The following is a 24,811-nucleotide window of genomic DNA, read 5'->3' on the forward strand; positions in this document are numbered from 1 at the left end:
TAAGTGCTTGGTTTTTCTACTAAATTTTAGTTAAAGACTTTTAGGTTTTAATCGACTAATATCTTTTTAGTCGAGCTTCCAGAACCGTGATTTTTCACTTTTAAAAAATACACTCCTTTTGGAACATTTTCTATAGAGATAGGCTCGTTTTCTGTAATGTTAGAAAAACTTTTAATCAATTTTCCGTTGATATTGTACAAATCAAAGGCTAGATCTCTCGTATTTACATGCTCAGAACTTACATATAGCTTATCTTGAGAAACTGGGTTTGGGTAGAAATTAATCACAGGATTTTGAAAATTTTCAGTTGAAAAATAATTAAAATCGCCGGTTTCTCCCATTTTCAACACACGATCACCCACTAAAACATAAGCTGCATTTTCATTGAACATATGAAAATCTGAATAATTCATATTAATATGATCACAATCTGAACCTGTTAGCTCATCTGAATAAGAACTTGTCATGTTGTTTGTAGAAAAATCGTAAGTTCCAACCAGAAAACTACAACAATCACACAATCCAAAACTACTTGCAAAAGCATAGACCTGACTATTATATACTTCAATTTCTGAAACCGGTAAACCAAAATTATTTGTAAAATCTGTAGTATCCCAATTTAACAAATCGTTTGAATGATATATCAAATAACCACTTCTACTTACATGGAATTCAAAATTTTGACCAAAGTAACCACTCTCACCAGAAATAAAATAAATGCTATTATTATCAACTTCTAGGCTATAAAGATCTTCTGTACTATTTATACTTATGGTTTGCCAAGTTTGCCCTGCATCTTGAGTATGTAAGAGCAAACCATTGTTACCTGCAATAAAACCTTCTGTATTATTTCTAAAAGCAACCGCATTCAATACTTCTGTAGTCAATGTTGTGTTTTCTTGCCAAGTAACACCATTATCTGAGGAAGAAAATGTTATCCCATTCTCACCAACGATCCAAACATTACCATTAGGCGTGACTGTTACCGAATATAAATCTAACGAGGTATTTAATGTTATTGAAAACCAAGTAACACCTCCGTTATTCGTTTTAATTAGTGTACCGTTATCTCCAACAATATAACCGGTATTGAGATCTTCAAAATCTATATCATAAAAATTCTCTTGAACATTCGTGGTATAATCTGCCCAATTTTGCCCACCATCTACGGAAGAATAAACATGTCCGTTTTTGGCAACGAAAACAGCATTTTCAGAAAGTGCAAAAACTGCTCCGTAAGAACCTAAGCTAAAATCATATGGCAATACGCCCCAATCTGTTGAGTTTTGAGCAGAAAGACTTCCTATCACAAAAAGAGAAAAAACGAAAAGTAATTTAGATTTCATAGTGCTAAGAATTAGTCTTTTAAAACTATGAATAATTTCTAAATAATAACGTTTTCACCTATACTATTTTAGTTTACCGGTTCGCCATACAGATCGAAATCTGCCGCTTCGTTAATTTTAATATTAGCGAACTCTCCGGTTTTAAGATAGAATTTTTCAGCATCGATCAAAACTTCATTATCGACATCTGGAGAATCAAATTCTGTTCTTCCTACAAAATAATTTCCTTCTTTACGATCGATCACACATTTAAAAGTCTTCCCTATTTTTTGCTGATTCAATTCCCAAGAAATTTGCGATTGAATTTCCATAATCTCGTTGGCACGTTCTTGTTTCACTTCTTCCGGAACGTCGTCTTCAAGATTATAGGCGTGCGTATTTTCTTCGTGAGAATAGGTAAAACAACCCAAACGTTCGAAACGCATTTCTTTAACCCATTCTTTTAATTCTTGGAAATGAGCTTCAGTTTCTCCGGGATAACCTACAATTAAGGTTGTTCTAATTGCCATTTCCGGCACGATTTCTCTAAACTTATAAATAAGATCGGTCGTCTTTTTATGAGTCGTACCGCGACGCATCGATTTTAATAAATCGTCTGAAATATGTTGCAAAGGAATGTCTAAATAATTACAAACCTTTGGTTCGTTTTTAATCACTTCTAGAACATCTAACGGAAATCCTGTTGGAAATGCATAATGAAGACGAATCCATTCGATACCTTCTACTTTCACTAATTCTTTCAGCAAATCTGCTAAAGCACGTTTTTTATAAAGATCGAGACCGTAATAGGTTAGATCTTGCGCGATCAGAATAAGTTCTTTAACGCCTTCTTTCGCTAAATTTTCAGCTTCAGTTTTCAGGTTTTCGATCGGTGTAGATTTATGACCACCACGCATTAACGGGATCGCACAAAAAGAACACGGACGATCGCAACCTTCAGCAATTTTTAAAAAAACATAGTTTTTTGGAGTTGTCGTTAAACGCTCTCCTATTAACTCGTGTTTATAATCGGCACCCAAAGCTTTTAATAAAGACGGAAGCTCTGTTGTACCAAAATATTGATCTACATCTGGAATTTCTGTCTGCAAATCGGGTTTGTAACGCTCAGATAAACAACCGGTCACAAAAACCTTATCTACCAAACCTTCTTGCTTTCTCTGAACAAAATCTAAAATGGTATTTACCGATTGCTCTTTAGCGTTATCGATAAAACCACAAGTGTTAATCACCACGACATTACCTTCTTGCTCATGAACAACTTCTTTGTTGTTTGCTTTAAGTTGACCCATCAAGACTTCAGAATCATAAATATTCTTACTACAACCTAAAGTAACTACATTGATCTTGTTCTTCTTTAACGACTTTGTTCTCATATTTCCATTTAAAAATGTGCGCAAAGATAAGAAGTTGTAAAGAAATAGAAACTTTATCTTTTAATTAGATTTATCACCTTAAAATTAATTTTTATACAAAACAGTTACAACCAAAATGCTTTAATTTTAAAATTTAAGCATTAATTAACATAAAAATTAATAATAATCATATTTCGCGAAAATTCATCACGATTAATTCTTCTAGAATTTCAAATTTACAATCATACTAAATAACACCTCAAAAATCTTAAAGACAATTACTTAAATTTGACATTTTGATGAAATATACCTTAATTAAGAATTACAAACACCTTTCATTTATTAATTTTTGCACTTTATCGAATATTAAATTCTATCATCGAATTTATTTTAGGTTAACTCTTTCTTTACACATATTTGCAGCGCAGTTGACGAAATACTGATAAAACAATCAGATAAAGCCAACTTAAAACATTAACTGACAGAATTTTAACATTAAAATATTAAAAATGGGGATTTTAGATTTTTTGATTGAAATTTATTACGAAATAGGAACTTATGCACCAATTATCCAAGTTGCGGTAGCTTCTATTATTTTCAGTGTGATTATTACCATATCGATGTTTATTTATTTGTCTGTTATCAGATATAAACATCAAAAAAATATCAATAAGAAAAACCAGATCAGACCTCAAATCGAGAAGCTTTTTAAAGATATTTTATTCGGCGACACAATTTATCACGAAGATGAGATTTATACCGAATACACTAAAATTGTAGGTAAGTTATCTGCTCGTAAAATTAAATTAGCGATCGATGTACTTTTAGAACTTAAGTTTAATTCCCCAGAAAAGTCTAGAAGATATCAATCGATCGTAGATGCTTTAAGATTTGAAACTTATTTAGAAAAGAAATTAGATTTCTCTAGAGGATCTACAAAAATGAAAACGCTTCAAAAACTTCAGCAATTAGACTTAAAAAGTTTAGACTCTAAAGTTTTAAATTATGCTTACAGCAAGAATAAAGAATTAAGAAGAGAAGCTCGTTATTCTCACTTGCAACTGAGCGAAAACGATCCTTACCGTTTTTTAGATGAAATTAAAGGGGAGTTAACCTATTGGGATGAAATTAACCTTTTAAAGTTCCTTAAAATTCATAACGAAAAAAATGAATTAAGTAACTTAGGAAAGTGGATTAACTATTCTGAAAACGACTCATTAACTGTTTTTTTAATCAAAGCTGCAGGACTTTTCGAGCAAATAGACACAAAAGAAATCATCAACAAAAAGACAAAAAGTAAAAATATAGCCGTTAGAACTGAAGCTTATAAAACCTTAGGAAAATTAAAAGCCTCTGAATTTGAACCGAAGTTAATCGAAAGATTTTTTTCAGAAAAAGAAGAATGCCAACTTGCTATTGTTAATAGTATAGGTTTAATGAATACCGGTAATGCTGTTTCTTTTCTAAAGAAAGCTTACTTAGAAGCTAAATCAATCTCTTTAAAGAAAGAAATTGCTTTAGTATCTTTCACCTATAAATCTAATTACAATTTGTTTGAAGATTTAAAGGCTACGCAAAACGGTTTCGATAGAACAATTTTTAACCATATCGAGACTCAGTTGATCAAATTTAAATAATGTTTGGAGAAGATTTTTTCGAATACTTTATTTTTTTTTACAGTACATCATTGATTGCCAGCTATCTTATGCTAGCAATCTTTTCTATGATTACTATCATTAGATATAAAAACTACAACTCAAATTTAGACGACGAGACTTTATATAATTCAGATATCGCTCCGGGGATATCTGTTGTTGCTCCCGCCTATAATGAAGAGAAAACCATTATTACCAATGTTCACTCATTACTTACTCTCGAATATCCTTTATTCGAAGTAGTTATTGTAAATGATGGTAGTAAAGACAGTACTTTAGAAAAACTCATCAATGAGTTTGATCTGGTTGAAGTGCCTTACGCCTATATTGAACGTATTAAAACACAACCGGTAAAAAAGATTTTAAAATCTACCAATCCGTTATACGATAAGCTTACCGTTGTAGACAAAGAGAATGGTGGTACTAAAGCAGATGCCTCCAACGCGGGGATTAACGCATCGGTTTTCCCGTATTTTTTATGCACAGACGTAGATTGTATTTTAGCAAGAAATACCTTATTAAAAATGATCAAGCCTATTCTTATTAATAAGAAAAAGGTTATTGCGGTTGGTGCTACATTACGTATGGTAAATAGTTGCGAAGTAAAAGATGGTGAAATTGTAAAAGTAAAACCACCAAAAGATTTTATTCCTAGATTTCAAGAATTAGAATATATTCGAGCTTATTTATTGAGTAAGATGGGCTGGTCGCTTATTAATTGTGTACCTAATGTTTCTGGAGGGCTTGGTCTTTTCGATAAAGATATTGCTGTAAGAGCCGGCGGTTACGATGGTAAATCTCACGCCGAAGATATGGATTTGATTACCCGGATGGTTTCTTACATGATCAATCACAGACGAAAATATAAAATTGAATACATACCGCTTTCTTGTTGTTGGACAGAAGGACCTCCCGATGTTAATATTTTATCGAGACAACGCACCCGTTGGGCAGCAGGTTTATTACAGTTATTTGTAGTTCACCGTAAGGTTTTATTCAACCCAAAGTATAAGAAAATGGGACTCATCGTTTTCCCATATGCTTTTTTGTTCGAATTTTTAGCTCCAATGATAGAACTTATAGGTTTACTCTCTATTCTCTATCTTATTTTCTTCGGAAAAATTAACTGGGACTTAGCAATACTAGTCTTTTTATACTCCTATTGTTTTGCTGTTATGATCTCTATTTTGGTAGTTATTTGGGATAATATCACCTTTAAATATTACCAAAAATTTAGTGAAGTATTAAAACTAATAATGGTCGCTTTTTTAGAACCATTTATCTATCACCCTTTAATCGTGTTCTTTGGTATTCGAGGTTATTTTAAATTCTTATCATCAAAAGAATTAGCTTGGGGAACTATGACAAGAAAAGGGGTTGAAACAAGTTAATAATCTTATTAGCGATTACAGATGAAGAAATTAATTTACACTCTTATTGGAGTAGTTTTTACGATATTATGTTGTTCTCAACAAGTAAAGGCACAACGTAAATCTTCAGACAGCTTATATGCCATTGCCAAAGAATGGGGCCAACAAAAAGGTAATTACAGAAAAGCACTAGAGTATACCGAACATGCTTTAGAAATTTCTCCGGAAAATGTAGATATTCAAGAGTATTACGGTAAATGTTTATTAGAATTAAAACAATACGATAAAGCAAGATACGTGCTTCGTAAAGCTAAAGACGCCAGGCTACAAAACTATACGGCGCTTATTTATCTATTAAATGTAGAGCACCAAACCAAAAGGTATTCTTCTGCTATTTGCTATGTAAATGAAATGCTTGAACAAACTCCTTACGAGAAGGGTTTATGGATCAAGAAAATGAATCTTTACCGAGAAATGGGCAACGATGTAGAAGCTATGCGTGAGTTGAAGCGTATTCATCAGATCTTCCCCGACGATGAGCACATTCAGGAGAATTACATTTATATGCTTACAGAAAAAGGTAGAGAACTTGAAAATTATTCTGAAATTGAGTCTACCTACACGGCTATCATTCAAGAAGATCCTAAAAATAAAGAAGCTTATTTGATGCTGATTAAAAATGAATTAGAAAACAGCGGAAACATTGAAGCTGCGATAAATTATTCATCAAGAGCATTAAAAACCCTTCCGGAAGACAAACAACTCATCCGGAAGAAAATCGGACTTTTAGAAGAGTCTGACAGATATCAAGAAGCAAGCATTTTATTGGAAGACAAAAAAGAATTCTTAGACAAAAAAGAATACAACCAGCTAAGTCTTTACTTAAAAAATCAAGCGGCAAATTATTACGAAAATACCGATCCGTATGTGATCAATAAAAAAATATACGCACAAGATCCTTCAAACCAGCAAGCGCTTAATTACATTTTAAGAAACGCGCTTGCTAAAGGTTTTTATACCGATGCTGAATATTTTCTAAACAAAGCCCTAGAAAGAGATCCAAACAACAAAGAGTTGTTGCTTAAAAAGCTTTCGGTTTATAAAAAAATTGATGACAAAAATAAATACAACAAAACTTTAGAACATTTATATGCTTTTTATCCTGAAGATGAAGATATTGAATATACGTATCAACTTCAGCAATTTGAAAAAGGAAAAGATTACCTTCAACAAGGTCAATTGTACGAAGCAAAATCTGTATTCCTACTTTTACGAACTAAGCCAGAATGGGAGGTTTTAGCCAACGAGCAGCTTTACAATATTGCTATGCAACAACAAAAATATGATGAAGCACTCACCTACACTAATTATCTTATTGACAACTATCCGGATAATGCTGAGTATAAGCTTCAAAAAAGTGATCTATTTTTTAAAACACAGCAATATAAAGATGCGATTTCTATTTCTAGAAATTTAAATGAAACTTATCCTGAATCTGAAAAATATAAAGACATTTACCAAAATCAGCTTTCATTGTACATAAGTGTACTTATGAAAAATGAAGAATATCGAGAAGCTTCAGAAACTTTAGATCAACTTTTAGCGCAAAATCCTACCAAGCAGTTATATTTATATAGTATTAACGCTGCTTTAGCGATTCAGCACAAAAAGAAAGCTATTCAAATTGCTGAAGAAGCATATCAAGCGTATCCTAACGATATTGATATTGCATTAAAGCTTGCCGATGCTTATTTGCTAGACTACAAAACAGATTGGACAATAGAAGCATTAACACCAATGCTTGAAAAATATCCGCATAACCAAGAACTCAAGCAGCGTATAGCTATTGCGTATTATAAAAAAGGTTTGTACCGTAAAAGCATGGAAAGATACCGTGATGCTTACGGTGAATTTGTGAGTTCTGTAGATTTAATGCCAAAAGATAACCGAGCCGTTAATGAGTTGGTGGAAGCTTACGATAAGGCAGACGAAAATTTACGAGCGCTTAATTATTTAAATAAGAAAATAAGAGAATATCCTTGGTTAGATAATCTAAAAGTAGCTAAAGGTGAAGTTTATGAAAATATGAAAGGCTTCGACTCTGCTTTATATTATCAAAAATTTTACAAACCCGGTCCTGAAGAAGCAGATGAATGGAATCGACATATCGACTACCTAACCAATCGTTCTTATAAAAATCAGTTGGACGCAAGTTATAGCAGATTTGATTCTGACTCTAGTTTATTTGTAAATCGTTTAGCTCGTATTAAATACACTAAATTTAGAACTAATAATGCCTACGGAATTGGCTTTAATTATGCCGGAAGAGGTAATGGTGCCGGAGTTCAATTAAACTTAGAATGGCAACATATTTTTAGTCCAACCCTTTATGGAACCGCAAATTATTACATTAGTAATAATTACTTTCCTAATCATCGATTAGCTGCAAATATCTTTAAATCTTATCGCAATGATTGGGAGTTAGAATTGGGCGCGAGATACGATATTTTACATACAGATCAAGAATTAATTACCGGTATTGTTGGCGTTTCTAAAGTGTACAATCAGTTTTGGTTTAATGCTAAATTTAATTACCTCACCGATTTTGACGTCAACTACAGCAACTTATCCGTCAGGTCAAAATACATTTTAGATCATCGCAAATTTATTCAGTTTATAGCATCAATTGGTACAGCTCCTTACGATGAGCGGTTATCGTTCCAAAACGATACTTTTTTCGATTATGTGCATACAATGGTTGGCGCAGGTTATCAATACCCAATTAGTAAACATTTAGGTTTCGGCATTTATGGTAATTGGTATAATTACAAACTTGATGATGGGCAATTTCAAAACCAGTACGAGCTTACTTTACTCTGTGAAATTAGATTTTAAAAGATATGAAAGATCATTTACTTCATCGAAAACAAATTTTCACGCTAATGGTATTCTTGAGCTTGTTTTTTAATTCTTTTGCTCAAAAAGAAAGTTTTTCTTACCGAGAAAGTTATTTTCCTTTGGTGAGCGCTTCAAAAGCATTTCAATTAAAATACGATACGATGCCACTCGATCGTTATTGGGGTTTATGGGGACATAATCTTTACAAATGGGTTGAAGAAGATGAAGATTCAGAAAATGAAGAAATTTATGCTTTTATTGATAATGAAAGAGAATGCGATCAATTTTGTTTCTCAAGTTCAGCTTTAAAAAAAATCATTCAGAAAAATATAAGAAAGACCAAAAGCGCTTACACTTATTATATGGTAAGTCCGCAAGATAATACGTTGGTTTGCCAGTGCGAAAAATGTATCGAAGCAGGAAATACGGTAACTAATGCTGCTCCGGCAGTTTTTAATTTACTTCGATATTTAGCGGAAGAACATCAAGACTTGCAATTTTTTACCACCGCTTACCTATCGGTAAAAAACCCACCAAAAGAAAAACAGCTGGAAAACATAGGCGTATTTTATAGCACGATACAATTTCAAGAAGGTAAGGCTTATCAAGAATTAAAAAACAAACAAGAATTAAGTGATGAATTAACTGCTTGGAAAGATAAATTGGAACATATTTTCGTTTGGGAATATGCGCTCAATTACGATAATTACTTCGATTTTTACCCCAACCTAAAAGACTTTCAGCAAAATTTAAAATTCCTTAAAGATTACGGAGTTGATGGCGTTTTTATTAACGGAAGTGAAAGTTATTCGGCACTACAAGATATTAAATGCGCTACTACTGCTCGTTTACTCAAGGAGTCAGATCTAAAGCTGAATGAAGTTCTAACGGAAGAATTTAACGCTCATTATCCAAAAGAAGTTGCCAAAATTACTTCAGAATTTTACAGAAATATTACTGAAGAATTTAGCAACTCAACTAAAAAAATGGGAATTTATTCTGGGATTAATGATGCTTATCGCAAGTATTTACATCCGGAAGCTTTAGAAAGTTTTTATCAGAAATTAAAACCTTTAGCGAGCGAACCTCAAGATTTCAATACACAATCTTTGTTGCTTTCTGTGGCTTTTTTACGACTAGAATTAATGCGATATTTTGGAGTAAATGAGTTTGGTTATGGTAATTTAAACGCTAATAAAATTACTATAAAACCAGAAGTTCACGAACTTTTAAAAGTTATTGAACAAACATCAAAATCTACTAAGATTACAACTTATAACGAGCAAAACGCAAAAATAAGTGATTACATAAAGTTTTGGAGAAGCGATATTCTAACGCAATCGACTAATTATTTCTTAAATAAAAAAATTAACGTACTTTCAAATTTAGATGAAGGTTATTCCGCTATTAAAGTATTAAACGACGGAAGCATCGGTTTTTTAGATTACAATACCAATTGGTTAATTAACTCTATAGACGATCTAGAAATAGAAATTAATACTGAAGATTTAGAAGAGATAAATACCATTAAATTCGGCTTTTTAAACGATCCCGCTCATCACATATATTTACCGGAAGAAATTATAATTTCTAGTGATGAACATCGCAAAAAACTAAAGCTGAAATCATCAACGCTCAAAGAAAAGAAGACTGTTGACTTTCCTGTAGATTTTAAACCGGGTAAAAAACTAATTATTAAAATTTTACGCCGAAAAAATTCTTCAGTAAAAAGTCAGATAGCAACAGACGAAATTTCAATAAATTAGATACATTCGTAAAAGAAATTAAAACACTTCAATGCAAATCATCAGGTTATCTATCATACTCGTTTATGCCTTTCTATGTACATCTTGTGAAGGCTTTTTCGATAATATAAAAGATCGAGTACCCAATACCACGATGGAAATTGAAGATCCTATTCGGCATTATTATCCGGTGGTACGTGGTGACAAACTCAAAGTAACTTATAAGTTTAAAAATGCCGGAGAACATACTTTACTCATCGAAGATGTGCAAGCTTCTTGTGGCTGTATAACGACTAATAATTTTAAGCGGAGTATAGCACCGGGCAATTTTGGTTACCTAGAATTTGAATATGATAGCACCAAGAATATAGGTTATGTAGAACATTATGTACTTATTGTCGCTAACATTGAAGATACTTTTAGCAACGAGGTTAAGTTTGCTACAAATGTAGTTTCAGATCCGCTATACATTAAAGACTACGAACAAATCTATCAAGAACAGCAAAATACCAATGCTGCTGAAGGATTAGTTGAAGGTGATGCTAAACTAAAATATTATATTCCTAAAAATTAAGCTGAATATATTCAAACAATCTTAATTCGTAATAACGAACTAAAGAAACCACCAAAACGCCTACAACGGCGTAAATCCAAGAATAGCTGTCTTTTCTGACATTGCGTAAACCCCAAAGGGAAAGCAATACAAAAGGGAAACTCAAAATTAACGAGGCTTTTGCAGGATAACCATTAAAGACGGCCATAATTTTCATAACCACAAAAAAAACACTGTAAAAAAAGATCAACTTATTTACGGTGTTTTTAAAACGGTCTTTAGAAAAAGGTTTTGGTCTATTTTCTAAATCTGACATTAAATTGTTTTTTTGAAGAAAGAATCTACAAATTCCATTTTGTTGAAGATTTGAAGATCATTAATCCCTTCTCCTACTCCAATATATTTTACAGGTATTTGAAATTGATCGCTAATGCCAATTACAACTCCGCCTTTTGCTGTACCATCTAATTTAGTAACTGCTAGAGAAGTTACTTCTGTGGCAGCAGTGAATTGTTTAGCTTGCTCAAAAGCATTTTGACCGGTAGAACCATCTAATACTAGTAAAACTTCATCTGGTACGTTATCAACTACCTTTTTCATCACGCGCTTCACTTTGGTAAGCTCGTTCATTAAGTTTACTTTGTTGTGCAAACGTCCCGCAGTATCGATAATAACCACATCGGCATCTTGCTTTACAGCGCTTTGTATGGTGTCGAAAGCTACAGAAGCAGGATCACTTCCCATACTTTGCTTAACGATCGGCACATCTACTCGATCTGCCCAAATTTGTAATTGATCGATCGCTGCAGCTCTAAATGTATCGGCAGCTCCTAAAACTACTTTCTTCCCTTGTTGTTTAAATTGATGTGCAAGTTTACCAATAGTGGTGGTTTTACCAACACCGTTAACACCTACCACCATAATTACATAAGGTTTCTTCTCTGGAACGACAAATTCGGTTGCTTCACCAGAACCGGTTTCACTAAGAAGACCGGCAATTTCTTCTCGTAAGATTTGATCTAATTCTGAAGTGCCTAAGTATTTATCTTTAGCTACGCGTTCTTCTATACGATCGATGATCTTAATCGTAGTTTTTACCCCAACATCACTCGCTACCAATACTTCTTCTAAGTTATCTAAAACTTCGTCGTCTACTTTAGATTTACCGGCAACGGCTTTACTTAATTTACCAAAGAAATTTTCTTTAGACTTTTCTAATCCTTTATCTAAAGTTTCTTTTTTTTCTTTTGAAAAAATCTTTTTAAAAAAACTCATAGTTTCACTTTGGTTTGCGTTAGGGATTGAGGCATTTGTTGAAGCTCTTTTAAAATTGAAGCTTTTGCTGAAAATTTTAAAAAGCGACTGCCGAAAGCCCGACCACCTTTTTTGGTGGGAACGCCCAGATTAATTTTGATGCAAATATACAAAAAACAAAAAGCCGCCTTGAAAAAAATCAAAGCGGCTTATATATTTTTAAGTTCGATTTATTTTTCTTTAAAATAATCGTTTACTTCATCTGGCGCCATAATCTGCTCTACAAAAGTGTAAGCTCCAGATTTTGGAGATTTAACCATCTTGATTGCTTTTGTAAGCCTTTTAGATCCTGTTTGTAACGATGCTACTGATTTCTTTGCCATAACTTATTACTTTATTTCTTTGTGAACCGTCATTTTATTAAGAATCGGGTTAAATTTCTTTAACTCCATTCTATCCGGTGTATTCTTTTTATTTTTTGTAGTAATGTATCTTGAGGTTCCTGGTTTACCAGAAGTTTTGTGCTCTGTACATTCTAAAATTACTTGTACTCTATTTCCTTTCTTTGCCATTGTTCTTCGTATTAAAGGTTAAAGATTACTTGTTTAAGAAACCTTTTTCTCTAGCTTCTTTGATCACAGCAGAGATTCCTCGTTTGTTAATATTTTTTAAAGCAGAAGTAGATACTTTTAAAGTGATCCATTTATCTTCTTCAGGAATGTAGAAACGCTTTTTCACTAAGTTAGCGTTAAATTTACGCTTAGTCTTATTCATTGCGTGAGAAACATTGTTCCCTACCATTGCTTTTTTTCCCGTAAGTTCACAAACTCTTGACATTTTTTCTAATCTTTTCGCGTTATTTCAAAACAGGCTGCAAATTAACAATAATTTTATCTTATAAACAAGTGAATAAAGAAAAAATATTTATTTATTTACTTCATCTAAAATTAAGCCTAAAGCCTTATAAACTGCTTTCTCGGTAACTTTTTCTCGTTGCTTGCCTAAGTGATTTTCAAAAACTTCTACTCCGCTAGGTGTGGCAATGGCAATAAACACCGTTCCGATCTCGGCATCACTATCGCCTTTTGTTGGTCCCGCGTTACCGGTAGTTGCAATTGCATAATCGGTTCTAAATAAAGCTTTTGCCTTAACCGCCATTTCTTTAGTGATCTCTGCACTCACCACAGAATAGGTGTCGATAATTTCTTGAGAAATACCTAATACATAATTTTTTGTGGCCGTTTCGTAAGTTACTAAACCGCCTTTAAAAAATTTTGAAGCTCCGGAAACTGCTGTTAATTGACTAGCAATTCTGCCGCCCGTACAACTTTCTGCCGTGGTTAAACTTAAGCCTTTCTCGATAAATTTTTGGGCAATTTGCTCTTCTAAACTTCCTTCGCCTTCGTAACCTTTTATAATATCACCTATGAGTTGGTGTAATTTTTCAAGCTGATTTTCGAGCTCATCTAACAATAACTGCTCATTTTCACCTCGCGCTGATAATCGTAAGCGTACACGACCTAAACTAGGTAAATACGCCAACTTGATAAACGATGGGAGTTGATCTTCCCAATCTTCAATTTTTTCTGCAATCGTACTTTCGCCCATGCCGTAAGTTAATACGGTTTTGTGAATAATGTAAGGTCTTTTAAAACGCTCTTGCAGCTTACCGAGTACCTGATTTTGCATTAATGCTTTCATCTCGAAAGGAACGCCGGGCAAAGAAATATAAACGACATCGTCTTGCTCGATCCACATTCCGGGAGCTGTACCAAATTGATTGAATAATGCCTGCGCTTTTGAAGGAATATATGCCTGACCTCTATTTAAATCTGAAATTGGGTCTTTCACATATTTTCGAAAAAGTTCTTCTACATTTTGAAGCACTTGCTCGTTCAGCACCAATTCATCATTAAAATATTTACAAAATGTTTTCTTGGTAATATCGTCTTTGGTAGGTCCTAAACCTCCGGTTACGATTATAATTTGCGCACGCTGTGAAGCTTCTTTTAAACTGGTAAGAATATGCTCTTCATCATCTTGAATTGAGGTGATCTGAAGAACATCGACTCCTATTTTATTAAGTTCTTTACCTATAAATGCAGAGTTACTATCTACGATTTGGCCAATTAAAATTTCATCGCCAATGGTTATAATTTCTGCTTTCATTATAAATTATAATCTTGCTTTATTTCTTGGCAGACTACATTTACCGTTTCGGTAATTTGATTAGCATAAGGTAAAATTTCTGCTTGGCTTAAATTAGATTTAGACCATTGTTCTAACATTTTTACCTGATCACTTAGATTTAAACCAAAGATCTGTAAGTTCGGCTTCATTTTATGCGCAATTTGATACGTAAGCGTTGCGTTACCATTTTCGATAGCATCGTTCATCGCTTTTATATCTTCAGGAAGTTCTTGAATAAAAGTTTTTAGCATTTCTTGTAAAAACTCCTCATCACCATCGGCCATTATCTTAAGTTCATCTAAATTATAAGACTTCATCACTTTACATTTATATCAAAAATTTGAGTATCTCCTATTTTACCCACTAAGTTATCGTTGATCGCTACTTTGCCTACTCCTTCTGGTGTTCCCGTAAAAATCACATCTCCAATTTTTAAGGTGAAGAACTGAGAAATATAAGCAATTAATTCATCTATTTTCCAAAGCATGTATTGCGTATTGCTTTGCTGAACTATGTTTCCGTTTTGTGATAAACTGAAATCGATAGTATTTACATCATTTAATTCTTTCTTCGGAATCCATTTTTCACCGATCACAGCAGATCCGTCAAAACACTTCGATTTTTCCCAAGGCAAACCTTTATCTTTTAATTTATTCTGAAGGTCTCTTGCGGTAAAATCGATGCCCAACCCAATTTCATCGTAATATTTATGCGCAAATTTTTGCTGAATATACTTTCCTACTTTTTTAATTTTTACCAGAACTTCTACTTCATAATGAACATCATCAGAAAAATCCGGAATAAAAAAGGGTTGCTTTTTTAGTAAAACTGAAGTATCAGGTTTTAGAAAAATAACCGGTTCTTCGGGTTTTTCACTCGCTAATTCTTCAATATGTTTGGTATAGTTTCGCCCAATACAAATAATCTTCATTTAATTGAGTTTTTGGGTTAACATTCTCATTTTAATTGAAGTTAATACTTTTTTAGTATATAAAGGAAAGTCTGCATTCTGGATCCAATTGAAATATCCCGGCTCATCTTCTAAGACTTTCTCTACTAATTTGCCACGATTTTTTCCGAAAGAAAATACTTCTTTACCATCTTTATTGTAAGCGATAAAACCGGCAAAATCGGCGTGTTTTTTATGTGCACTAAATTCTGCCAACCACTTGGTATCATTCTCAAGATCTGGATAACGATCTAATTGAGACTCTAACACTTCGAAAGTAGCCAAGGTATCTGCTTCTGCACTATGTGCATTTTCTAAATCTTTATCACAATAAAATTTATAAGCGGCCTCTAAGGTTCTTTTTTCTTTTTTATGAAAAATGGTTTGCACATCGACCGCTACCGAATTTTTTATATCGAAATCTACTTCTGCTCTTAAAAATTCTTCAGCCAACAGCGGAATATCAAAGCGATTACTATTATAACCCCCTAGATCGCAACCTTTGATCATCGCATAAATCTTCTTACTCAACTCCTTAAATGTAGGCTCATTAGCTACATCTTCATCTGAAATTCCATGAATCTTGGTAGTCTCTGCCGGAATTTTCATTTCAGGATTTACTCGCCAAGTCACGCTTTCTTTATTTCCGTTAGGAAATACTTTTAAAATCGCAATTTCTACAATTCTATCTTTGGCAATATTGGTTCCTGTTGTTTCTAGATCAAAAAAACAAATTGGCTTGGTAAGATTGAGTTTCATGAAATTTTTTGTTGCAAAGATAACAGTGAGCGCTTTCTTAAAAAAATAAAACCTTAGGAAGTTGCTTCTATTTGAAGAAAACAAAAAAAGCCACGAAATTAATTCGTGGCTTTTTTTTGTTTTGTATAAAATTTTAGACCGTCTGATCAACATCAAAACTTTCTAAATATTGAGCCACGCGCTGTACAAATTGACCTCCTAAAGCTCCGTTTACCACACGATGATCGTAGCTATGTGATAAGAACATTTTATAACGAATACCAATAAAGTCTCCGTCTGGAGTTTCTATTACCGCAGGAACTTTACGAATGGCTCCTAACGCTAAAATACCTACTTGTGGTTGGTTGATAATTGGCGTTCCCATAATGCTACCAAATGTCCCTACATTGGTTACTGTATAGGTGCCGCCTTGCGTATCGTCTGGCTTTAATTTACCCGCTCTTGCACGAGTTGCCAGATCGTTTACTTTTTTAGCTAAGCCAACCAGATTTAATTGATCTGCATTTTTAATGACCGGCACGATTAAATTTCCATCAGGAAGCGCGGCTGCCATTCCTAAATTAATGTTCTTACGTTTGATAATTTTATCGCCATCTACAGAGATATTAATTAGCGGAAAGTCTTTGATCGCTTTTGCAACCGCTTCCATAAAAATTGGTGTAAACGTAAGTTTTTCTCCTTCGCGCTTTGCAAATTCATTTTTCACTTTATTCCTCCAATTCCAGATCTTGGTAACATCAACCTCAATAAAAGATTGTACGTGTGCAGAAGTTTGAACACTATTCACCATATGATGAGAAATCATTTTGCCCATACGAGACATCTCAATAATTTCATCTTCACCATTCACACTAATTGGAGTTGCTGCCGGCTTTGGAGCAGCTTTTTGTGAAGCGCTTGCTGGTGACTGAGTTGCAGGTTTTGCTTGCTGCTCTCCTCTATTTTTAACGTAAGCTAAAATATCGTCTTTAGTGACACGGCCATCTTTACCGGTTCCTTTAACGCTTTCTAGTTCTTCAAAACTTATATTTTCTTCTTTAGCAATATTTTTAACTAACGGAGAATAAAAACGATCACTATCGTTATAATCTTCGTTACTTGCTGTTGCTTTTGCTTGACTCACGGTTTCTTCAACTGCAGCTACGTTTGCGGAAGTTTCTGTAGTTTGTTCTGAAGCTGAAGTTGCTCCTGAAGTATTTTCTATTTCGCCTTCTGTTTCTATAATAGCAATGGTTTGCCCTACTTGAACCACATCATCGGGACCAAAAAGTTTTTCAACCAAAACACCATCAACTTCACTCGGCACTTCGCTATCAACCTTATCGGTTGCGATTTCTAATACCGCTTCATCTTCTTCGATGGTATCACCAACTTCTTTTAACCAATTAGTAATCGTTGCTTCTGCAACACTTTCTCCCATTTTGGGTAATTTCAGTTCAAATTTTGCCATATCTTAAACCCGAAGGTGTAAATTTTAGTTAAGATTGCGAATTTAATAAAAAATCAATCAAAAAGTAATTATTTTTCAATAATCAAAATTCAAGAATCGATCCTTGACTTGTACTTTGATCACTTCCGACGATAAAATTAAAATTTAATGCTTTGATGCGAAAGTAATTTTGCTTGATTTTAAGATTTTCCATGATACTAAAAATATCTTGATAATCCACAGTTTCTGCATCTAAAATTAGTTTTGAATTTTCTACTATTTTATTCTTCATTTCTGCGGACGAAATTTTAATGATTTCTGAATTAATTTTTTGCTGAAGCGTTTTAGGAATTTCTAGCTCACTTACCCAGTATACTTTTTGATATTTTGGAAGTGATCTTGGTTCTGACTTAACGCGATGAAAAAACTTAGCCAAATTAAGAGCCATCGTGATCGCAGGGTTTAACAAATTAGTTTTTTGGAAATGCTTTTTGTAGAAAATCTTCATCGCCCCATAAAAACGCTTCCTATATTTCTCATCTTTTAAAGTACTTTCACCCTTATAATGCAATACTTTTTCTGAACCAACATAGTAATTTTGATAACCGGCTTTTAAAAATTTATACGAAAGGTCGATATCTTCCCCATACATAAAATAATCTTCATCTAAACCGCCGATAGCTTCATACCTGTCTTTTTGCATCAGCATAAAAGCGCCAACTAAAACAGCTACTTTACCTGTCTGTTCTTGTTTTAAACTCGAATAATAGTTTTTTTCAAGTTTCATGAGTTTCTGTAAAGCTACTTTTGGTGTCGGTAAATTTCGTTTAGATTCCGGTAAAAAATTCCCGATACCATCGATTAATTGAGGTCCAACAGCTCCCAGATCACTTTTACTTTCAGCAAAATTCAATAGCTTTTCAAATACCGTTTCACTCACTACCGTATCGGGATTGAGTAAGCAAATGTATTTTCCGTTAGCGATTTTAACTCCGGCATTGTTTCCTTTGCTAAAACCTCCATTTTCTTGTTGTTGAAGTAGTCTTACTTTAGGAAAATATTGTTTTACCCAATCACAACTTTGATCTTGTGAATGATTATCGACCACAATAATCTCTGAAGAAATACTTTGCAATGCTTTCTCGACACTCGAAAGGCATTGCATCAAATAAAAAGGAACTTTGTAATTGAGAATAATGACAGAAAGTTGAATCACAAGTTAGCCTTTAAGTGAATTTTCAAAAGGTACGCGATGCAGAATACTTCTACCTAAGGTAACTTCATCTGCATATTCAAGTTCATCACCAACGCCAATACCTCGTGCTATAGTCGATGTTGTTACTTCGAAATTCTCTAGTTGTTTATAGATATAAAAATTGGTGGTATCACCTTCCATCGTGCTACTTAAGGCAAAGATAATCTCGGTAACTTCTCCGCTTTTCACTTTATCAATCAAAGTTGAAATATTCAATTGGTTTGGTCCTACACCATCCATCGGACTTATTTTACCACCCAACACATGATACAAACCTTTATACTGACTTGTATTTTCGATAGCCATCACGTCGCGAATATCTTCAACTACACAAACAATACTTTTTTCACGATTAGGATTTGCGCAAATTTCACACAATTCTTGATCGCTAATATTATGACAGTTTTTACAAAACTTCACTTCGGTTTTTAAATCGACCAAAGCTTTCGCCAAATGCGTTGTTTGCTCTTCGGGCTGTTTTAATAAATGTAAAACCAATCGTAAGGCCGTACGTTTTCCTACGCCGGGAAGTTGTGCCATTTCGAATACGGCATTTTCCAACAATTTAGAAGAAAAATCCATAGCACGAATTTAAAGTTTTTATTGAAACTTATTAATATATAGAATCAAAAAAGGAGGCAAATTGCCTCCTTTTTTATTTATTCAAACTTGAACGTCTTTTATCTTTTCAGAGTAAAATGGTTTTTAAAAGTGTTCGGGGTAGGCTCTGCCAGGCTACCGTCTTCTTGAGGGATTCCCGGGTCTTGGTATTCTACACTGAACCAGTAATCTCCTGAAGGTAATGGGTTACCGTTATAGGTGCCATCCCATCCTCTTGAGCTTGGGCTTAACTGTTTTAAGAGTTTCCCGTAGCGATCGAAGATAAAGATCTTAGCCCCTCGGTTGAGCGGAGTATCGAGACCAATGATGTTCCAGTAATCATTATACCCGTCATCATTCGGGGTAAAGAATGGTGGGAAGTCGATAAACGAGATCACCTCTGAGGCGGTCACCCCACATCCGTTTTTATCTCTTCCGTAAACAATATGCGTTCCTGCTGATAGCCCGTCAAAGTCGATCGTTACACCTGAAAGATCTACCCAAGGTCCATTATCGATACTGAATTCATACTCTCCGATTCCGCTTACATTAAATACCTGTAAGCTATGCTCTCCTTCAAAGCCTAAAGAAGTTGGTGCTACTTCAAACTCCGGTGGGTTGCTCTCTAAGATCGTGACCGTATCAATATCACTTCCACAGTTATTGTTGTTCTCATCTAAGGTATTTAGATCGAATACCTGCACACTATAGTCTCCTGCTTGTAGTGGATTGCTGCTTCCGCCTCCTACGGTGATGCTAGGGCCGGTCTCTCCGGCAAGTACAGTACCGCCATAGGTCCATTCAAAGCTATAAGCAGTGGCATCAAGTCCGGTGTCAATAATAATAGCACTATAATCACCATCGGTTACCGGTGTGCTTGGATCGCTGTCTACACAGATATACAACTGATCATAATCACTGATATCTACACTTGGACGTGCATCTACCGTGATCGGGATCATCACTACATTGGTGCTGGTACAGAAGGTATCGGTATTGATCACTTCAGCATAGATCACATCGCCATCACTCGCTAGGTAAGTTGATTCTGCTGTTTCCGGGATTCGGTCCCCGTTGTCATAATCTACTTCACTAGCGTAATAATACACCTCGGTGGTAGGCGGAGTGGCATTATTATCGATATTAGTATCGAAATCTTGCAAGTTGATCGTAGCGGTATCTTCTCCTTCATTATTAGAACATAGCATTCTCGATAGGTCTACATCGGCGATAGTTGGTCTTGGCGCTACATTGATATGTAAAATACCCAAGTCACTTTCTTCAGTAAGCATACAACCGGTTAAGGTATGGGTTAACTGGATATAGAACTGCTCGCCATTAGAGGCCTGATAGCCAAAAGGTACAGCATTCTCTCCGGCTAATGCATCTGCTACGCTAAAGTGGAAGCTTAAGGTATAATCCTCGATCACTCCGTTAGTAGGGGTGTTTTGATCTAATAATGGAACGATAAGTGAAGTATCAAAGTCCCCACCGTTATAATCGTACACTTGCCCGGCTACATCTTCCGGATAGAAAGCTCCGGTAAGTCCGCCGGCATCGTCTGAACATACGGTATATCCAAAGGCTAGGTCGTCGATAGCTTCATTCAAGACCGGTACCGGTTGCACTACCAATTCAAAAGGAACCACCACATAACAGAAGTTCCCGGTGGCATTGCTATCGACACGGGCATAGATCACCTGTACATTGGTAGGTGCGCCGGTTTGATCGACTTCATTGTAACTCGGCTCATTGAGATAAGCGGTTGGCGTACCAATAAGTTCGGCTGCATCTTCATCTTCTGCCGCTTCAAGTGTTTTGTAATAACTGATCGTTACATTTTCTCCCTGACTGATCAATTGACCACTTAAGCTAAGATCGAAAGGGTCTAAAGCGACTCCGTCGTTATCATCATCACAAGCGGTTTGACGTAATACATCAGGATCGGTTGTCGATGGACTTGGTAATGGTAAAACCTGAAGATCGAAACTAACCTCTGCACTACATTGTACTGTGGTTCCCGAAGTATCTTCAACCACCACATAAATGGTTTGTGGGTTGGCTATATTTTCATATCCTTCCGGAGTATCGATCGCAATTCCGTTATTAAGGTCTTCTGCATTGGCATAATAGGTAAACTCGTATTGAGATGGTACTGCCGGCACTCCTCCAAAGATCTCGGTTTCTTTTACAGTAAGATCAAAAAGGGTGCTGCTATAAGGATCATTGTCATAATCATCATCACAGACATTGAGATCGGTTGGGTAGCTTAACGGTGGTAATTCATTTACATTTAAGGTAAAGCTATTGTCCCCATCAAAACCAAAGGTATCGATACAACCGGTAGTGGTGTTCTCTAAACGAACATAAATAGTTTGACCATTGCTCGTATTGGTATAGTTGGTTGGTACCGCAATAGCGTTGACTCCATCAATGGCTTCCTGCTCATTAGTGTGGTAAGTGATCTCTAGATCACTCGCGTCTACATCGCCTAAAATATTGTCTTCATTCTGAGTAAGGTCGAAAGAGGTAAATCCATTCGGGCTTTCATCATCACATACATAGAGATCTTCTAGCTCTAATTGGATCTCCGGTGAAGCTATCTGAATCAACTCTAAAGGACGCACCGTATAACACCCGGTACCATCATTGCCATTAGGACCGGTATTCTCAGCACGTACATAAATGGTTTGATAGATATTGGTGGTACTATAGACATCTGTATTGGTGATCGGATTAGTACCTAAATTTGCGGCATTCTCACTAATATGGAACGTAATGGTCACATTAGGCTCTCCATTTAAAATATTATCGATCTCTGCCTCTAAGTCAAATTCGGTAAACCCATCATTATCACCATCACATTCTTCGATAGCTTCTAATTCTAAAGCTAAACTCGGATTAGGAGTGACCTCTAAAGTTAAGGTGGTATGAGCCGGACACGTATTCTCGCCGATCACACGAACTTCTAAAGTCTGTGCATTAGCAATATTCTGATAATTCTCCGGATCTGCGATCGGGTTATCAGCGGCTAAAGCTGCTGCATTTTCATAGAAGTAAACGCTTAATGATGTATCGTTGTTGGTGATCTCCGGGATCGCTGCTGTAAGATCGAAAAGCCCGATCTCATCATCAGCGGCCAATGCACTATCATCACAAACGCTCAATTTACTCGGATTACTAATAGAAGGATCACTACCTACGTTCAAGCCAAACGAACCGATACGGTAACAACCGGTATCTTCATCTTCGATACGGAACCATACGCTAAGCGGACTTACTCCTGCATTGGAATAAGCACTTGGGTTGCCGATAGGATCTTCTGCATTGGCTGCATCGGCTTCACTCTCGTAATAGCTCACGCTAAAGTCTTCTGCTGATTGAGTTCCATAGATCAACGGAGTGTTTTGGGTCAGGTCAAATATCCCTGTGTTATTCCCATCTTCCCCATCACAGATAAACAGATCTAATGCTCCGTCTTCGGTCTCGACAAAATCCGGTAAAGCAGTAACACTTAAGGTGAGCTCTACATAACGGTAACAACCGGTATTGATATTGGTCGAACGCGCATAGATCACTTGCGTGTTCACCTGGATATTGGTGTAAAGGTTAGGAAGCTCATCATCAGGATCTCCTCCTTCTGCATTAGCCTGCGTGGCATAGAACGTGATCTCTACATCGGCCTCGCCATTGGCGATCTCCTCCTCGTAGGTGCTTAGATCGAATTCTGCAAAACCATCGTTATCATCATCACAGATCACATAAGCCTCCAACTCGTCGGTTGGAGTTGGTGATGGTAATGGGTTCACGATCAAGGTTAAGGTCGTCGTTGCACTACAACCTTGCTCATCGGTAACCTCGGCGATAATGGTTTGTGCATTATCTAGGTCATTGGTATAGTTTTGAGGATCGGCTATAGATACACCATTACTAAAATCTGCCGGAGTAGCATACCAAATAACACTAAGAGAAGTATCTCCACCGGTGATCTCTCCTTCTTTCTCGGTCAGATCAAAAACCACTAGTTCGTCGGTATCACTACCACTTGTTAGATCATCGCAAGACTCAAGCGCTGTAGGTTGTACCGGCTCCGGTAATGGGTGAACGATCAAGGTTAACGGCTCTACACTATAACATCCTGCCGGAGTTACGATGTCTTCTACTCGGATCCATACTTGTTGAGTTGGCGCTTGGCTGAAGTAACCTCCCGGACCGCTAATAGCATTTCCTCCTGCAATAGCATCGGCTTCATTGTTATGGTAAGTGATCTCATAATCAGCAGGGTTCAAGCCGTCTAAAACTTCTTCTTCAACAGAAGTAAGATCAAAATACGTCTGACCATCAGCGGTTGCATCATCACAAGCCTCTAGATCGGCAGGGGTCTCGATCATCGGACGATCGTATACCTGAAGTTCTAAAGTAGTGGTCTGCACACAGCCGTTAAGCTCATCTAAAGCGCGCACATAAACCGTTTGGTTAAAGGCAGAAATGTTTGAATAAGGACTATTGAGTGCATCTACATTATTTTCGGCATCACTTAAGGTTAAGTGATAGCTCACACTTACATCATCATTACCTCCCGTAATCTCTTGATCTTTTGAACTTAGATCGAACAAGGTATAAAAGCCATCGTTATCACTATCACAAGCCATTAAAGGACTTGGATCGAAGATCGCTGCCGATGGGGTCGCTTCGATATCAAAACTCGTGGTTAAAAAGCAATCTTGTGGATTGTATGAGCTTACCTTAACATAAACCGTTTGTGGATTACTGGTATTTTCATAGTTCGTATAATCAGCAATAACCACATCATTATCCAGATCATCCTGACTCGCATAGTAATCTACCGTATAATTAGAAGGACTCTGACCCGCTAAAGCGGCTATGTTGTTCTCCGTTAGATCGAAAAAGGCCGTACCCGGGGTTCCGTTATCACATTCTTGTTGAAGATCAACAGCTCCGATCACCACCGTAGTTACATTCAACTCAAAGCTTGTTAGGTTGTAGCATTCTTCTCGTTCTATATTTTCGATACGTACGAAGATCTCCTGGTCTTCTTCTAAATAGGTATAGTTGGAAGGGTCTGTAATACCTACTTCATTAGCATCGGCTGCTGCTTGGGTTTCGTAATAGGTGATATTAAAATCAGCTAAGGACTGTGCTCCCAATACGATCGGGGTGTTTTGGGTTAGATCGATCACATTGGTGCTTTGACCATTATCACAGATGTAAAGGGGGTTTGGCGTATTAGCGATTCCACTTAGGAAGCTTTGAATTAAAAAGCTGCTCGTCTCATAACAAGAAGGGTCGTTATTGTTTTCTACACGTACAAAGATCGTTTGTGGGTTAGCTGATTGGTTCACATAAGCGTTAGGATTTGTAATCGCTGCTGCCATTCCGGTATCGGCATCGGCCTGACTTTCGTAATAGCTTACCGTATAAGCGGTAGCATCCTG

General features: G+C 35.7%; 20 protein-coding genes. 5 read left to right on the plus strand and 15 right to left on the minus strand.

Features of this window, described 5'->3' with window-relative positions; translation table 11 throughout:
• Nucleotides 1–47: 47 nt before the first annotated feature.
• Together G551_RS0105820 and rimO are read right to left on the minus strand one after the other, a co-directional pair.
• Nucleotides 48–1,346, minus strand: a complete 1,299-nt coding sequence (locus G551_RS0105820; protein ID WP_027884670.1) for a T9SS type A sorting domain-containing protein — start codon at nucleotides 1,344–1,346, stop codon at nucleotides 48–50.
• A 68-nt stretch (nucleotides 1,347–1,414) separates the two neighbouring features.
• Entirely contained in the window at nucleotides 1,415–2,719 is a 1,305-nt protein-coding gene (rimO, locus tag G551_RS0105825) for a 30S ribosomal protein S12 methylthiotransferase RimO (RefSeq protein ID WP_027884671.1), read from the minus strand.
• 488 nt (nucleotides 2,720–3,207) lie between these two features.
• On the opposite strand from rimO, the gene G551_RS0105830 reads away from it, so the two are divergent.
• Genes G551_RS0105830 through G551_RS15500 form a run of 5 tightly spaced genes read left to right on the plus strand, consistent with a single transcriptional unit; the run spans nucleotide 3,208 to nucleotide 10,940 of the window.
• Complete coding sequence (locus tag G551_RS0105830) at nucleotides 3,208–4,335, plus strand: HEAT repeat domain-containing protein (protein WP_027884672.1); 1,128 nt, start codon at nucleotides 3,208–3,210, stop codon at nucleotides 4,333–4,335.
• Nucleotides 4,335–5,744 (plus strand): glycosyltransferase family 2 protein, encoded by a 1,410-nt coding sequence (locus tag G551_RS0105835; protein WP_027884673.1) that lies wholly within the window; start codon nucleotides 4,335–4,337, stop codon nucleotides 5,742–5,744. The genes G551_RS0105830 and G551_RS0105835 overlap by 1 nt, the downstream gene beginning before the upstream one ends.
• A 21-nt stretch (nucleotides 5,745–5,765) precedes the next feature.
• The gene (locus G551_RS0105840; protein ID WP_027884674.1) at nucleotides 5,766–8,618 is read left to right on the plus strand and encodes a tetratricopeptide repeat protein; all 2,853 of its coding nucleotides are present in this window, start codon (nucleotides 5,766–5,768) and stop codon (nucleotides 8,616–8,618) included.
• 5 nt (nucleotides 8,619–8,623) lie between these two features.
• Nucleotides 8,624–10,387, plus strand: coding sequence for a DUF4838 domain-containing protein (locus tag G551_RS0105845; protein WP_027884675.1), 1,764 nt, complete (start codon nucleotides 8,624–8,626; stop codon nucleotides 10,385–10,387).
• 31 nt (nucleotides 10,388–10,418) lie between these two features.
• Nucleotides 10,419–10,940, plus strand: a complete 522-nt coding sequence (locus G551_RS15500; protein WP_084626384.1) for a DUF1573 domain-containing protein — start codon at nucleotides 10,419–10,421, stop codon at nucleotides 10,938–10,940.
• Here the strand turns inward: G551_RS15500 and G551_RS15505 are convergent.
• The 13 genes from G551_RS15505 to G551_RS0105925 all read right to left on the minus strand — a co-directional run.
• Nucleotides 10,930–11,235 (minus strand): hypothetical protein, encoded by a 306-nt coding sequence (locus G551_RS15505; protein ID WP_051191297.1) that lies wholly within the window; start codon nucleotides 11,233–11,235, stop codon nucleotides 10,930–10,932. The genes G551_RS15500 and G551_RS15505 overlap by 11 nt on opposite strands.
• Nucleotides 11,235–12,194, minus strand: a complete 960-nt coding sequence (ftsY, locus tag G551_RS0105860) for a signal recognition particle-docking protein FtsY (protein WP_027884676.1) — start codon at nucleotides 12,192–12,194, stop codon at nucleotides 11,235–11,237. The genes G551_RS15505 and ftsY overlap by 1 nt, the downstream gene beginning before the upstream one ends.
• A 209-nt stretch (nucleotides 12,195–12,403) precedes the next feature.
• Nucleotides 12,404–12,556: a DUF4295 domain-containing protein gene (locus tag G551_RS16405; protein ID WP_084626386.1), complete on the minus strand. Its 153-nt coding sequence runs from the start codon at nucleotides 12,554–12,556 to the stop codon at nucleotides 12,404–12,406.
• A gap of 6 nt (nucleotides 12,557–12,562) precedes the next feature.
• Nucleotides 12,563–12,745, minus strand: coding sequence for a 50S ribosomal protein L33 (gene rpmG / locus G551_RS0105880; protein ID WP_027884677.1), 183 nt, complete (start codon nucleotides 12,743–12,745; stop codon nucleotides 12,563–12,565).
• Nucleotides 12,746–12,770: 25 nt separating this feature from the next.
• Entirely contained in the window at nucleotides 12,771–13,010 is a 240-nt protein-coding gene (gene rpmB / locus G551_RS0105885; protein WP_027884678.1) for a 50S ribosomal protein L28, read from the minus strand.
• Nucleotides 13,011–13,097: 87 nt separating this feature from the next.
• Complete coding sequence (locus G551_RS0105890) at nucleotides 13,098–14,342, minus strand: competence/damage-inducible protein A (protein ID WP_027884679.1); 1,245 nt, start codon at nucleotides 14,340–14,342, stop codon at nucleotides 13,098–13,100.
• Nucleotides 14,342–14,680, minus strand: coding sequence for an Hpt domain-containing protein (locus G551_RS0105895; protein WP_027884680.1), 339 nt, complete (start codon nucleotides 14,678–14,680; stop codon nucleotides 14,342–14,344). Before G551_RS0105895 ends, G551_RS0105890 begins: the two co-directional genes overlap by 1 nt.
• Nucleotides 14,680–15,294 carry a fumarylacetoacetate hydrolase family protein gene (locus G551_RS0105900; RefSeq protein ID WP_027884681.1) on the minus strand — a complete coding sequence of 205 codons (615 nt, stop codon included), beginning with the start codon at nucleotides 15,292–15,294 and terminating at the stop codon, nucleotides 14,680–14,682. Before G551_RS0105900 ends, G551_RS0105895 begins: the two co-directional genes overlap by 1 nt.
• Complete coding sequence (locus G551_RS0105905) at nucleotides 15,295–16,071, minus strand: 3'-5' exonuclease (protein ID WP_027884682.1); 777 nt, start codon at nucleotides 16,069–16,071, stop codon at nucleotides 15,295–15,297.
• Between the two features lie 133 nt (nucleotides 16,072–16,204).
• Nucleotides 16,205–17,521, minus strand: coding sequence for a dihydrolipoamide acetyltransferase family protein (locus G551_RS0105910; RefSeq protein WP_027884683.1), 1,317 nt, complete (start codon nucleotides 17,519–17,521; stop codon nucleotides 16,205–16,207).
• Nucleotides 17,522–17,603: 82 nt separating this feature from the next.
• Nucleotides 17,604–18,716 carry a glycosyltransferase family 2 protein gene (locus G551_RS0105915; RefSeq protein WP_229797316.1) on the minus strand — a complete coding sequence of 371 codons (1,113 nt, stop codon included), beginning with the start codon at nucleotides 18,714–18,716 and terminating at the stop codon, nucleotides 17,604–17,606.
• Between the two features lie 3 nt (nucleotides 18,717–18,719).
• Nucleotides 18,720–19,337, minus strand: coding sequence for a recombination mediator RecR (recR, locus tag G551_RS0105920; RefSeq protein ID WP_027884685.1), 618 nt, complete (start codon nucleotides 19,335–19,337; stop codon nucleotides 18,720–18,722).
• 98 nt (nucleotides 19,338–19,435) lie between these two features.
• A partial coding sequence (locus tag G551_RS0105925) for a T9SS type B sorting domain-containing protein (protein ID WP_027884415.1) occupies nucleotides 19,436–24,811 on the minus strand: 5,376 nt, incomplete at its 5' end.

The sequence above is a fragment of the Mesonia mobilis DSM 19841 genome, assembly GCF_000423405.1.
Classification (GTDB): domain Bacteria; phylum Bacteroidota; class Bacteroidia; order Flavobacteriales; family Flavobacteriaceae; genus Mesonia; species Mesonia mobilis.